Below are 12,581 nucleotides of genomic sequence, written 5' to 3'. Positions count from 1 at the left end.
CCGGGTTGCGGAGTGAACAGGAGTACGTCGAGTACGTGCGCGCACGCATGCCGTGGTTGCGGCGGCTGGCGTACCGACTGTGCGGGCAGTGGTCAGCCGCCGACGACCTGGTGCAGGAGTGCCTCGTCGCGCTGTACCGGCATTGGCGAAAGGCGTCGGCGGCGGACTCGATCGACGCGTACGTCCGGACGATGCTGGTGCACGCCTACCTGGCGGAGCGGGAACGGTTCTGGAACCGACGGGTCCGGCCCGTGGCCGACGTTGTCGGGCCCCCGACGGCGCCGCTGGCCGGCGCCGAAGGCCGCGTCGACCTGCTGGCTGCGCTGACGAAGTTGTCCCGCGGGCAGCGCGCGGTGCTGGTCCTGCGGTACTGGGAGGACCTCGACGTCGCACAGACTGCGGCGGCGTTGGATTGCTCGACCGGGACCGTCAAGAGCCAGACCTCGTACGCCATCGCGACGCTGCGCCGCCTACTGCCGAACTACGTTCTGGGAGGGTCGAACACGCCATGAGGGAGCTGCTCGCCACTCTGCCGGACGATCCGCCGCCGTTGCCGCCCGGTTACCTGGACACCGTGCTCACCCGGGGCCGCCGCTCGGTTCGGCGCCGACGGCTCGGCACCGCTGCGGTGTGGATGGTCATCGTGCTCCTCGTCGCTGCCCTGGTCGTGCCCGGCGTCCAGTTTCCCGTCCAGACAGCGGCCTCGCCGCCGAAGCCCGGCCTGCCGGACCGCCTTGCCGGCTACTCGATTCTCACCAGCACCGTCGCCAAGGCGCCGCCCGGCCGCGCGATCGCCCTCTACACCTACGGCAACGGCGAGTCGTTCAACATGTTCCAGTCGCTGGTCGTCGGGGCCGACGGGAACACGTACCGGCAGGTCGACGCCGCAGAGGAGCGGGACCGTCCGTCGGCGCTGCTCGCTCCGGACGGCACCCGCGTGCTGCTCGGCGACAATCGCGGCGCGACCCGCGACCTGATCCTCGTCGACCTGACCAGCGGCAGGCGCCGTTCGATCCCGCTCGGCGACCCGGTCGGCGTGCGGCTGCTGGCCTGGTCCCCCGACGGCCAGCACGTCGCGTACAGCGCCACAACCCTTGTCGGCTACGACGAGTTCGGGACTGTCGACGGCGAGGTGGCCCGCACCGGCACGCTGCGGCTGCTCGACCTGTCGACCGGGCGCAGCACCGAGGTGCCGGCGATCACCCCGGCGTGGACAGCGGCGTTCGCGCCGGACAGTCGCCGCCTTGCCGCGCAGGTCGGCCAGAAGGCCCACCTCGTCGACCTCGAAGGCCGCGGAACCGGCAGCATCGACATCCCGTCCGGACGCGAGCTGGCCGCCAACGTCGGCTGGTCGCCGGACGGCAGTTTCCTCGCCACCGTGCCATGGTTCTTGGAAGGACCGTTCACCGGCACCACCGGCGGCGACACCGGCCAGGGCGTGTTCCTGTCGACGGTCGGCGACGTCGACTTCGTGCCCGTCACAGGCGCCAGCACCCCACCGGCGCCGGTGCAGGGCGTCGTGCGACTGCTCGGCTGGCGTTCCGCGGGCAGCGTGATCGTCATGACCTCCGACGCCGACGAGCACGCGTCGCTGGCGGAGGTGCGACTCGACGACGGCACCCGCCGAACGCTGTCCCGCTTCGACACCGGTTCCACGTGCGAGCTCGGCATGGGGATCTGCCACATCTCCGACCTGCATCTCGCCACGGGTCTGCTGCCCGACCTGACCGTCCGGAGCGCCGGTCGCCCGCAGCGTGGCCCCCTGCCGATGATCGTGAGCGCCGTCGTCCTCGGCGCCGCGTTCCTACTCTGGCGCCGGGCACGCCTGTCGAGGCGTGCCCGGCGATCGCGCGTGGATCAGCCGCAGCCCTAGCTCGGCCGTGGTCGGTCAGGACAGGATCTCGACGTACCCGTCGGTGCCGTGCACGCGAATCCGCTGCCCGTCGCGAATCAGCTTGGTCGCATGCGCCACACCGACGACGGCGGGCAGGCCGTACTCCCGGGCGACCACCGCCCCGTGGGTCATCAGGCCGCCGACCTCCGTCACCAACCCCTCGACCGCGACGAACAGGGGTGACCAGCTCGGGTCGGTGAAGGCGGTCACCAGGATGTCGCCCGGTTCGAGATCGGCCTCGGCCAGGTCCAGGATGACGCGGGCCCGCCCCTCGACGACCCCGCCGGAGACCGGGAGGCCGACCAGCGCGCCGGTCGGCACACCGTCGCGTCGGTACGCCCCGGCGACGCACTCACCGTCCGACGTGAGCACCCGGGGCGCGGTGAGCGCCTGATACGACCGGAACGCCTCCTTCCGGCGGTGGATGAGCTGGTCATCCGCCCGATGCGTGCGTACGACGTCGTGAAGCTCCTGAAACGTGAGGTAGAAGACGTCTTCCCTCTCCCGAAGCACGTTCGCGTGCACGAGGCGCTCGGCCTCTTCCAGCAGGGCCTGCTTGTAGACGAAGTAGCGACTGACGATGGCGTACTTCGGGTACTCCCGGTACCCGATGAAGGTTCGGACCCGGTCGATCATCCGCTTGGTCTCTTCGGCTTTACGCTCCCCGTCCGGCAGGGCCCGCAGGCGCTCCAGGACGTCCTGTTCCTTCCTCTCCGCCTCCTGCCGCCCCTGCTCGAAGCGCCGCTTGCTGGCGCCCGGCTCGAAGTTCCTGACGTTGTCGAGGATGACGGGCACGAGCGTGGTGGGGCGTTCGCTCCAGCGCGGCCTCGTGATGTCGATCTCGCCGACGCAGCGCATGCCGTACCTGTCGAGGTAGGCCCGGATGGCGTCGCGCGCCTCCCCGCCGCCCGGGAGCTTGGCCAGCTCCTCCAGGAAGCCCTCGTCCTCGACCTCCCGCAGGAACGCCACCACCTCCGGATGCGGGCGGATGACGTCGGCGACATCCAGGAGCGCCAGCCCCATCTCCGACGTGACGTTGTCGGGCGCGGAGAGCGTGAGGGTGTCGGCGGCGTTCTTCTCGCCCAGCCACGCCCGCAGTTGCTCGTTGAGCCACCGGGTGGCATCCATCCCCGCCATGATCACCTGCATGCTCCGGGGGTCACCGAGGGACCGCTTGTGCTCCTCGAAGGCCGCCAGGAGAAGGTCGAAGAGCGCCGGCCCCGAGGCCGTCCGGATGGCGTGCCGCAGGGTGGCGATGGACGCCCGGCTGCCTTCGACCAGGTCGGTGACGATGGCCGGATCGGTCTCGATCGGGGCGGGCGGACCCCCGGCGGGCGTCCACACCTGCACCTGATCGGGCAGCGACGGGATGAAGTCGCCGCGGTCGATGACGGTCTCCAGCGCGTTCCTCATCAGCGGATCGGTATACGTGCCCAGGGCGTCGAGCAGGCCGGCGCGGCTCGACGGCGATGCCAGGTGCCGGGTGACGTCGACGAAGAGCCGTCCCCCCGCGTGGAGCATCGGCGCGAGGGCCGTCAGCTGCCACACGGAGAGCCCCAGGGGCTTCATGGGGTCGGTCATCATCTGCTGATGGCCGACGGAAACGTAGACATGGTTCTCTCCGTCGCCTGCCTCGGGGACGGGGAACAGCGTGGTGATCGGCCGGCTCTGGACGATCTGGAAGTCATCGTCGACCAGGCACCATTCGATGTCCTGGGGGTGCCCGAAGTGGGCTTCGATCCGCCGGCCCAGCTGCACCAGCCGCACGACCTGTGCATCCGTCAGCGCCGGCTGCTCCTGCCGCTCCGGGTCGATCGCCTGTTCTTTCGTCCCGCCACCCGGCAGGGCGTGGACGGCAAGCCGCTTGGTGGCGATCGCCCTGTCGATGATCTCGCCGTCGCGCACCCGGTAGGCGTCCGCGTTCACCAGCCCGGAGACCAGAGCCTCACCGAGGCCGAAGCTGGCCTCCACGGAGGCGACCTTCCGGTTGGACGTGACGGGGTCGGCCGTGAACAGGACGCCGGCCGCCTGCGGGAAGACCATCTTCTGCACGACCACGGCCATGTGGACCGTGCGGTGGTCGATGCCGTTCCGCTGACGGTAGGTCACGGCGCGCTCCGTGAAGAGCGAGGCCCAGCACCGGCTGACGTGCGACAGGATCGCCGCCGGCCCCATGACGTTCAGGTACGTGTCCTGCTGGCCCGCGAAGGAGGCCGTCGGCAAGTCCTCAGCCGTCGCGCTGGATCGGACGGCGTAGGCAGCTCGCTCACCGAGCTCAGTGAGAGCCCGGGTGATCGCCGCAGCCACATCGTCGGGGAGGACGACCCCTGCGATGGTCCGGCGGATCTCCGCACTGAACGTACGGATCGCCTCCCGGTCGTCCGGGTTCAGGCGCGACAGCCGATCGAGCTGATCGTCGATCAACGGCGCCTCGGCCATGATCCGTCGGAAGGCGTCCGTCGTCACGCAGAATCCAGCCGGCACCCGGATGCCGTCGATCCGCGATAACGCCCCCAGGTGCGCGCCCTTGCCGCCAACGATCGCGCCCTGCGTCTTGTCGACCTCTTGGAGACCTAACACGTACTGCTCAATCATCGCGATACCTCCGAGGCCGCCGTCGTCCACCGCACTTCGCTGACCGGGTGAATCACCACGCACGTCTTGCCCCAATTCTTCGTCCATTCCTGGGTCCGGCCGACGATTCTGCGGCAAGACCCGGGTCTTGCGGCAAGCCCCCCAGTGCGATATAAGTTCAAGTGGGACGTTGCACTTGTTGTTGACACCATCCATCGCGATAGGCCGCCACCTCATCTGAGGTGAAGCCGAGGTCGACAGCCCGTTCCAACAGCGCGCAGACCAGGGGTTCCTGCCTGGTGACCTCTTCGGCGAACCGAAGGCGCCAGCGGCCGACCCAGAGCTCGCATTCAGGCCCTGTTTCACAAGCCGGGTCGGAGCCATTGATTGATCGTGGCGATGTGCACGGTGGCGTGGTGTCCGGCAGGTCGGGCAGCGAGCGTCCGGCCGGGTCGGTGGTCGCGGAGAACGGTTCGGACGGTGAGGATCAGTCGGTTGTGGATCTGGGTCAGGGACAGGAATGGCGCGGTCATGCTCAGGTCACGCCGAGGGTGAGGGCGAGTTGGATGATCGTGGCCGGGGCGTGCGGGTCGCGGGCCACTTGGGCGACGACTTCCCGGGCGGCGGGGCGGTGGCGTAGCTCGGCCGGTGCCGTACGGTCGGCCTCGATCAGTGTCCGGCCGGCGTTGGTGGGGTCGTCGGCCTGGAGGTAGGCGCGGGCGGCGTCGAGCAGGTGGGCGGCGCGGTGCTCAGGCGGCAGCCACCGCCAGGCGTCCCGCTGGGTCGTCTTCTCGTGCCAGGCCACGGCGTCACGGGCTTCGCCCAGGTCGACGGCTGCCGCGACCCGGGCCAGGTCGACGGCCGTCGGCCCGAACCCGGTCCGGTGGTGGTCGTGGCCCTCGCCCACCCGGGCGGCCATGCCGGCGGCCTCGCCGAGCAGCTCGGCGGCGGCGTGGTCGCCGCCGTGGCGGGCTACCGCGAGGGCTGCCTGGACGAGCAGCGTCCCGCACAACGACAGCTCCGCGGGCGTGCCAGCGTCGGGGTCGGGAGGGGCGATTCGGTACGCGGCGGCCAGCGCCGCCGACTTCGCCGCCCGCACCCGCCCCGACGCCCGTAGCACCGGACCGAGCTGCACCGCAGCGGCGGCCACCAGCATCCGGTCGCCGATCGCAGCGGACATGGCCCGGTCGACAGCCAGCCACGCCAGATCCGCCTCGCCGAGCTTCACCAGCAGCGCAGCGGTCACCCGATACGCCTCCACCAGCGGCACCCGCCCCTCCCCGGGGTCGCGGGCGTGGGTGCGCTGCGCATCGGTGAGCAACTGCGGCACCAAACCAACCACCTGCGGGTAGCGGGCGTGCTGGAAGGTAGTCCAGGCGTGCGCGACCTGCCGGGCCAGCCGGTCAGCGGGGTCCGGTACCGCACGGGTGGTCTCCTCGGCTGGTATTCGGTCCGCATCGGCCTGCGCGAGGATGCGTTGCTTCGCGGCTTCCCGTTCCGCCGCCTGGATCTGCTCGCCTCTGTCATCGACCGCACCGGCGTCGCTCATCCCCACCTCCGCTGGTAGGGGCGCGGCGGCGTGCTCTTGGAAGGACCGACACCGCCGCGCCCGGCTAAAGGACGCGGCTCGCAGCCGAACCGGTACTGACGGGTCCACACCCGTCGCGCCCCGACCACAGCCTGTGATGATTCGGCTGCGTGATCCAGCCGGACGCCGTCCGCTACTGTCCGCTCGGACGTACCGAGCCGATGGCGGACAGGTCAGCGGAGCTGTCCAGGAATTCACATACAGCCACCGAGTTCGGAGCAGCCTCGACCAGGAGCCGGCGTACCTCAGCCACCCTCCGGGCCGCACGGTGCGACTGCGCCCGCCGAGCCATGTCCAGCGCCCGCCCCGCCGCGTCCGCCGCCCGCTCGACCTCCCCCGCCTGAAGCAGGCCCTCGGCCAACCACGTGAGGTACAGCGATGACTCCCGGGGCACCTCCGGGCCATAGCCGGTGATCACCCGTTCCAGGATCGGCACCGCACGCAGCGGCCGGCACAGTTCCGTCCACACCCGGCCCGCCATAATCTCCACCTCGTCCGAGGTCAACCAGTACGCCCACGGCGGCGAGGCGCTCGGGTCGCGAGTCGCGTACACCTCCTCCACCATGCCCAGCGCCCGCTCGGCCAGGCTCGCCTCGCCAGCGCGAGCATGCGCCCACGCGACCCGTTCCAGCAGCAGCGCCTGACCGGTCGCCTCGGCCCCCGGTCGGCCCCCGGTGTACGCGGACCTGGCCAGGGTCACCGCCTCACGTCGGTCCCCGATGCTCGCTTCCAGGTAGCTCAACGTGCTGAGGCAGTTGGCCGCGCTGGCAGCATCCCCGGCAGCGTGCGCGGCCCGCATGCCGGCCAGGTAGTACCGGCGCGCGTCGACGATCCGACCGGCATCCTCGGCGACGAATCCGGCAAGCTGGCACAGGTCCGCCGCTGCGGCAAGCAGCCGTCTGCCGACCGCCTCGGAGTGGGTGCCCTCACGGAGCAGGCCGGCGGTGGCGTCCAACTCGGCGACCATCATCGCGTACATCTGAGCCCCGCCGACGTGGTCGTCCAGACGACGGAGCTGCCGCACCCGGCGCTCGACGCGATCCACGGTCTCGATGCCCACCCCCCGGCCGGCGCTCAGCTCATAGCGCTGCGGAGGATCAGCGATCAACCACTGGTGCGCCAACTCGGCAGCATTGTTCGAGGCCGGGACTGTGGTGACGAGCAGATCGGCGAGCTGCTCGGCGTCGTGGTGCCGCCAGTGCGTGCCGCAGGCGATCGTCCATCGCCCGCCGTCAAGGATGCCCGTAAGGGCGGCCAGCTCGCCGCCGGCATCCAGGGCGGCGTCCAGCCGCTCGGCCGTCTCCGGGGTCGGCGGCTTGCGGCCATGCGCAAGGTCGTGGAGATAGCTCTTGCCGTAGTAGGTACGGGCGGCGAGCGCGCGGTAGCTGACACCTCGGTCCCTGAGCAACTCTCGTAGACGCACGGAAAAGCGCGACGATGCAGACATGGCGGAGACTCCCAGCAGAGGTCTGAGCGGCAGCATCGCCGACCTCTACGTCGGCGAGCCACCACATCGGACGATACACCGACAGCCACGCCATTTAACTCAGCGTTGATGTGCCCGTCCCAACCAGCAACCGCCTCCGCCACCCGCAGGGCCCGGACCACACCATCAGGGCGGGGGTGACCAGTGACTTACATGAGACTTGTGGGTGGGTCGGTCGGAGACCAGCATCGCGCCGTCCGCTGGCTGTCCGCGCTGTCCGCGGACCACCCCCAGTAGGGTGGCCCGGGTGACTGACTACATGCAGGTGGCCACCGCCACGGACAGCCGCGACGCGGGGATACGTCTCGCCGAAGGCGCAGTCGCTGGACGACTCGCTGCGGGCGCGCAGGTGGTGGGGCCGGTGACGAGCGTGTTCTGGCACCAGGGCGAGCAAGGTACCGGTGAGGAGTGGCAGGTGCTGCTGTTCACCACCGCCGCCAGGTATCCGGAGCTGGAGCGACACCTGATCGACGCACACCCGTGGAGCAACCCGCAGGTGATCGCGGTGCCGATCGTGCAGGGCTCTACCGAATACCTGGCGTGGCTGGCCCGGTCGGTGGACGCCTAGACATCTCGGCTGCGAGCGCGCGGAGCTCGACGACGCAGGGCAGATCGGCGTGCGGCTCAAGCCGGTTGAGGACGGAGTCCAGTCGCTGGCCCGGCCGGATCGACCCGGCACCACCGGCCAGCCGCACAGCCGTGACTGCGGTCGCACACGCCTGCTCAACCTCGTTCGCGTCGAAGTAGGCGTCCGCCAGCCACGACAGGTACAGCGCCTTGTCCCGGGCGTAAGTGTCGTCGAACTCAGCCAGCGCCCGTTCAAGGGCGGGGATCGCCCGCATCGGCCGGTGCAGCACCGCCCAGCACCGGCCGGTCATGATCTCACCCTCGGTGCGGTCGACCCAGTACACCCAGTCAGGTTCGGGGCGGTCGTCGTGTTCCGTCAGGCAAATGGTGCCGACGTTGAGGTGTTGCTCTGTGGCTGCGCTGTCGCCAGCGAGGGCGTGCGCCCAAGCGGCGCGCAGGTGCAGCAGCGCCCGGACCCGGGGGGTGGCGGTGGGGCAGCGTGACGGCCAGACCCGCGGCGGCGACGAACTCGCGGCGGCGCAGTCCCGGATGGGCGGCAGCAAGTGCGGCGAGTTCCCCGCCGGCCTCAAGAATCTTGTCAAGCCGTTGGGCGACCTGCGGATTGGGGGCTTTCGCCCCGTCTCCAGCTCGTGCAGGTACGACTTCCCGTGGTGGACGAGTTTGGCCAGGCCGCGCAGTGAAAGGCCGCGGTCGTCGCGGATCTGTCGCAGGCGGGCCGCAAAGGACGGTTCGGTCATCGCTGGCTCCCAGGTAACGGTCTGGGCGGCGGCCGCCGACCGCTACAACCGGCGGGCCGCCACCATCGACAGTACCCTCCGTCACCGTCCAGTAGCCCCCCGGTCAGCGGGGTGTCGACAGCGAGGGCGGACCCTTCTCGCCCCCGCTATCGAAAGGCCGGGGCGTTCGGCCACAGCAGACGAACCGCCGCTGCAGAACGGCCGCACCGGAACTGATTGAGCATGGCTCAGCGGGCGGCGAACCGGCCCAGCGCGGCGCGCAGGTGCCCGCGCAGGGTGTCACTGCCGGTGTGGCCGGAGTCGTCGACCACGATCAGCTCCGCGTCGGGCCAGGCGCGGGCCAGCGACCACGGCGTCTCCAGCGGCGAACCGAGGTCGAGGCGGCCGTGCACGAGCACCCCGGGAATGCCGGCCAGCCGCCCGGCGTCGCGCAGCAGGGCATCGTCGTCGAGCCACGCCCCGTGCGAGAAGTAGTGCGCGCAGATCCGGACGAACGCCAGCCGGGCGTCCGACGGCCGGTCGCTGTACACGCCGGGCCTGCCCTGTGGCTCCAGCGAGACGACGGCGTCCTCCCACTCCAGCCAGGCGTTCGCCGCCCGGTGCCGCACCCGCGCGTCCGGATGCTCCAGCAGGCGCGCGTACGCGGCGAGCAGGGCGACGGCCGAACCCTGGCCCGGCTCGACCGCCGGGCGGTCGGCGGCCGGCACGGCGTCGGCGAACCGCCGCCACTGCTCGGGGAAGAACCGGCCGACGCCCCGATACAGCCAGTCGATCTCGGAACGGCGGGTCATGGTGATCCCGACGAGGACGATCGCGCTGACCCGCTCCGGGTGCCGCTGGGCGTACGCGAGCCCCAGGGTCGAGCCCCACGAGTCGCCGAACAGCAGCCAGCGGTCGATGCCCAGGTGCTCGCGCAGCCGCTCCATGTCGGCCAGCAGGTGCGGCGTGGTGTTGTGCCGTAGGTCGGCGGCCGGGTCGCTGGCGTGTGGGGTGCTGCGCCCGCAGCCACGCTGGTCGAACTGGACGATCCGGTACCGGGCCGGGTCGAACAGCCGGCGGACGCCCGCACCGGAGCCGGCCCCGGGCCCACCGTGCACGACGAGCGCCGGTGTGCCGCCCGGGTTGCCGGACACCTCCCAGTGCACGAGGTTCCCGTCGCCCACGTCGAGCATGCCCTGTTCGTACGGTTCCCCGAGCCCGTACCCCATCTCCACGCTGCCCCTCCCGGGCCTCTGGTGCGCGCAATTACACGGAATGTGCGGCCTTCGGAGCATGCAATAGCCACGAATTCCGTGAATGTGCGCCGGCGGGTCAACGGGCGGACCGCCGGCGGCGGGTCAGCCGGCGATAGCGTCCAGGGCTCGGGTGAAGTCCGCCAGTAGGTCGGCCGTCTCCTCGATGCCGGTGGAGACCCGCACGAGGCCCTCGCCGATGCCGGTTTCGGCGAGCTGCTCGGCGTCGACGATGCCCGCCCACATCGAGCGCGGGTGCACCACCAGGGTGCTCACGCTGCCCAGGCTGGCCGCCCGCTTGGCCAGCCGCAGCTCCGCCAGCAGGGTGGCCGCCGCCGGCCGGCCGCCGGCCAGGTCGAGGCTGAACACGCCGCCGTACCCGCTCATCTGCTTGGTCGCCAGGTCGTGCTGGGGGTGGCTGGCCAGCCCGGGGTAGCGCACCCGGGCGACGGCCGGGTGCTCCTCCAGTGCCTGGGCCAGCGCGAGGGCGTTGTCGTTGTGCCGGGCCATCCGCAGCGGCAGCGTCCGGATGCCGCGCAGCAGCAGCCAGGCGTCGATCGGGCCGAGCGTCGCCCCGGTGACGACGGAGGTCTGCCACACCCGGTCGACCAGCTCGGCGGGGCCGACCACGACCCCGGCGGAGACGTCGGAGTGGCCGCCGAGGAACTTCGTGGCGCTGTGCCAGACCAGGTCCGCGCCGAAGGCCGCCGGGCGCTGGTTGACCGGGGTGGCGAAGGTGTTGTCCACGACGGCGTACGCGCCGTGGGCGTGCGCCAGGTCGACCACGGCGGTCAGGTCGGTCAGCTCCAGCAGCGGGTTGCTGGGGGTTTCCACCAGCACCAGCCGGGTCTGCGGCGTGAGCGCCCGGGCGAACGCGTCGACGTCGGTCTGGTCGACCTGGGTGCAGGTCACCCCGAACCGGGTGAGCAGCCCGGTGGTCAGCGAGGTGGTGCCGCCGTACGTGCTGCGCTGCACGATCACGTGGTCGCCGGCGTTGAGCAGGGCCAGGGCGATCGTGGTGATCGCCCCCATCCCGGACGCGGTGACCAGGCCCGCCTCGACGCCCTCCAGCTCGGCCACCACGGCGGCGACCTGGGCGTGGTTGGGGTTTCCGTAGCGGGTGTAGAAGGCGTTCCCGCGCGTCTGCGTGGCGATCTCGGTGAACTGCTCGTCGGTCTCGGCGCTGAAGGTGGCGCTCTGCACGATCGGAGGCGACACCGCACCCGTGGGGCTCAGCCCGTCGTCGCCGTGGATCGCGGTCGTGCCGATGCCGGTCACCGGTGCTCCTTCGGTTGTCTGCTGCGAATGGTCAGGGTACGACGACGACCGGCGCCGGGGCGGACGCGGGGGCGGCCCGGTCGGCGAGCATCCGCTGGCTGTCGCGCTGGTGCCGCAGCCGGGCGGCGTCGAGGGCGGCGACGGCCAGGCCTGCGGTGGCCCCGGCGTCGGCGAGGGGACGGCCGTCGGGGGCGTACACGGCGCTGTGGCCGGCGAACCGCCACCCGCCGTGCGCCCCGGCGAAGTTGGCGAACACCACGTAGCTGGTGTTCTCCAGGGCGCGGGCCGGGAAGTAGACGCTTCGGCGGTGGTCGGAGTCGCCGACGGTGAACGCGCCGGACACCAGGTAGGCGTCCGCGCCGGCCAGCGCGAGGCCCCGGGCGTGCTCGGGGAAGCTGGCGTCGTAACAGACGCCGAGGCCGAGCCGCCAGCCGCGCACCCGCACGAGGGTGTCGGTGGTGCCGGGGACGAACACCGCCCGCTCGTCGGCGTCGAGGTGCCGCTTGTGGTAGGTCGCGGCGACCGCGCCGTCGGGGCCGACCACGTGGGCGGCGATGGCCCAGCCGTCGGCCCGCCGGGCGCAGCCGCCGACCACGGCGGTCACCCCGCGCTCCCGGCAGGCCTGGCCCACCGTACGCAGGGCCGGGTCGCCGGGGGCGACCTCGCACCGGGCGACGTCGGCGGTGAGCAGCGGGTAGTCGTACCCGCACAGCGACAGCTCGGGGAAGACGACCAGGCTCGCGCCCAGGTCGGCCGCCCCGGCGATCGCGGCGGCGTGCGCGGCGGCGTTGCCGGCCAGGTCGCCGCCGACCGCCTCGATCTGCGCCGCCGCCACCCGCAGCGGCTGCCGCAGCGGAGCGTCGCCCGTCGTCGTCACATCGCCCCCAGCCACCAGCGCAGCCCGAAGAAGACCGCCAGCCCGACGGTCCACACGATCATGAACCGTTCGACGAAGAGCCCGGTCACCAGGGTCACCACCCCGGCCACCAGGTACGGGACCGTGACCACGGTGATCTCCACCCGGTTGTCGACGGGGGCGAGCACCGACGGCACCGCGATCGCGGCGAGCAGCGCGGGCGGCAGGTAGCCGAGGAACGTCTTCACGTCGGCGGGCAGTTCCCGGTCGCGGAAGACCAGCAGCGGCACGTACCGGGGGGCGAAGGTGGCCAGCCCCATCCCGAGGATGAGCAGCAGCATCGACATC

Annotated in this window: 11 protein-coding genes; 3 read left to right on the top strand and 8 right to left on the bottom strand. The window is 71.6% G+C overall.

Annotation, left to right across the window (positions count from 1 at the left end):
* The first annotated feature begins 5 nt into the window (after positions 1 to 5).
* Together OG617_RS29950 and OG617_RS29945 are read left to right on the top strand one after the other, a co-directional pair.
* Positions 6 to 512, top strand: a complete 507-nt coding sequence (locus OG617_RS29950) for a SigE family RNA polymerase sigma factor (RefSeq protein WP_405096261.1) — start codon at positions 6 to 8, stop codon at positions 510 to 512.
* Positions 509 to 1,873, top strand: a complete 1,365-nt coding sequence (locus OG617_RS29945) for a hypothetical protein (RefSeq protein WP_405096260.1) — start codon at positions 509 to 511, stop codon at positions 1,871 to 1,873. The genes OG617_RS29950 and OG617_RS29945 overlap by 4 nt, the downstream gene beginning before the upstream one ends.
* Positions 1,874 to 1,888: 15 nt before the next feature.
* Here the strand turns inward: OG617_RS29945 and rph are convergent, their stop codons facing one another.
* The 3 genes from rph to OG617_RS29930 all read right to left on the bottom strand — a co-directional run bounded on the left by rph (position 1,889) and on the right by OG617_RS29930 (position 7,503).
* The gene (gene rph, locus OG617_RS29940) at positions 1,889 to 4,489 is read right to left on the bottom strand and encodes a rifamycin-inactivating phosphotransferase (RefSeq protein WP_405104005.1); all 2,601 of its coding nucleotides are present in this window, start codon (positions 4,487 to 4,489) and stop codon (positions 1,889 to 1,891) included.
* 514 nt (positions 4,490 to 5,003) lie between these two features.
* Complete coding sequence (locus tag OG617_RS29935; RefSeq protein ID WP_405096259.1) at positions 5,004 to 6,017, bottom strand: XRE family transcriptional regulator; 1,014 nt, start codon at positions 6,015 to 6,017, stop codon at positions 5,004 to 5,006.
* Between the two features lie 172 nt (positions 6,018 to 6,189).
* On the bottom strand, positions 6,190 to 7,503 hold the full coding sequence (locus tag OG617_RS29930; RefSeq protein ID WP_405096258.1) for a helix-turn-helix domain-containing protein: 1,314 nt from the start codon (positions 7,501 to 7,503) through the stop codon (positions 6,190 to 6,192).
* Between the two features lie 298 nt (positions 7,504 to 7,801).
* On the opposite strand from OG617_RS29930, the gene cutA reads away from it, so the two are divergent.
* The gene (cutA, locus tag OG617_RS29925) at positions 7,802 to 8,110 is read left to right on the top strand and encodes a divalent-cation tolerance protein CutA (RefSeq protein WP_405104004.1); all 309 of its coding nucleotides are present in this window, start codon (positions 7,802 to 7,804) and stop codon (positions 8,108 to 8,110) included.
* Here the strand turns inward: cutA and OG617_RS29920 are convergent.
* The 5 genes from OG617_RS29920 to OG617_RS29900 form a co-directional block, all read right to left on the bottom strand.
* Positions 8,067 to 8,867, bottom strand: coding sequence for a helix-turn-helix domain-containing protein (locus OG617_RS29920; protein WP_405096257.1), 801 nt, complete (start codon positions 8,865 to 8,867; stop codon positions 8,067 to 8,069). The two genes, cutA and OG617_RS29920, sit on opposite strands and share 44 nt — an antisense overlap.
* Before the next feature lie 227 nt (positions 8,868 to 9,094).
* Positions 9,095 to 10,075 carry a prolyl aminopeptidase gene (gene pip / locus OG617_RS29915; protein ID WP_405104003.1) on the bottom strand — a complete coding sequence of 327 codons (981 nt, stop codon included), beginning with the start codon at positions 10,073 to 10,075 and terminating at the stop codon, positions 9,095 to 9,097.
* A 129-nt stretch (positions 10,076 to 10,204) separates the two neighbouring features.
* The gene (locus tag OG617_RS29910; RefSeq protein WP_405096256.1) at positions 10,205 to 11,377 is read right to left on the bottom strand and encodes a trans-sulfuration enzyme family protein; all 1,173 of its coding nucleotides are present in this window, start codon (positions 11,375 to 11,377) and stop codon (positions 10,205 to 10,207) included.
* 31 nt (positions 11,378 to 11,408) lie between these two features.
* Entirely contained in the window at positions 11,409 to 12,254 is an 846-nt protein-coding gene (locus OG617_RS29905; protein ID WP_405096255.1) for a carbon-nitrogen hydrolase family protein, read from the bottom strand.
* Entirely contained in the window at positions 12,251 to 12,580 is a 330-nt protein-coding gene (locus OG617_RS29900; RefSeq protein ID WP_387017409.1) for an AzlD domain-containing protein, read from the bottom strand. Before OG617_RS29900 ends, OG617_RS29905 begins: the two co-directional genes overlap by 4 nt.
* Position 12,581 lies beyond the last annotated feature (1 nt).

This window comes from Micromonospora sp. NBC_01412 (genome assembly GCF_045040215.1).
Classification (GTDB): Bacteria; Actinomycetota; Actinomycetes; order Mycobacteriales; family Micromonosporaceae; genus Micromonospora; species Micromonospora rubida.
This window is presented reverse-complemented; position numbering and strand designations above follow the sequence as displayed.

What these genes read in the sequence shown, in the direction of transcription:
- OG617_RS29945 (WP_405096260.1), top strand. Translation starts at nt 509, where the DNA reads ATGAGGGAGCTGCTCGCCACTCTGCCGGACGATCCGCCGCCGTTGCCG.
- rph (WP_405104005.1), bottom strand. Translation starts at nt 4,489, where the DNA reads ATGATTGAGCAGTACGTGTTAGGTCTCCAAGAGGTCGACAAGACGCAG.
- OG617_RS29935 (WP_405096259.1), bottom strand. Translation starts at nt 6,017, where the DNA reads ATGAGCGACGCCGGTGCGGTCGATGACAGAGGCGAGCAGATCCAGGCG.
- OG617_RS29930 (WP_405096258.1), bottom strand. Translation starts at nt 7,503, where the DNA reads ATGTCTGCATCGTCGCGCTTTTCCGTGCGTCTACGAGAGTTGCTCAGG.
- cutA (WP_405104004.1), top strand. Translation starts at nt 7,802, where the DNA reads ATGCAGGTGGCCACCGCCACGGACAGCCGCGACGCGGGGATACGTCTC.
- OG617_RS29920 (WP_405096257.1), bottom strand. Translation starts at nt 8,867, where the DNA reads ATGACCGAACCGTCCTTTGCGGCCCGCCTGCGACAGATCCGCGACGAC.
- pip (WP_405104003.1), bottom strand. Translation starts at nt 10,075, where the DNA reads ATGGGGTACGGGCTCGGGGAACCGTACGAACAGGGCATGCTCGACGTG.
- OG617_RS29900 (WP_387017409.1), bottom strand. Translation starts at nt 12,580, where the DNA reads ATGTCGATGCTGCTGCTCATCCTCGGGATGGGGCTGGCCACCTTCGCC.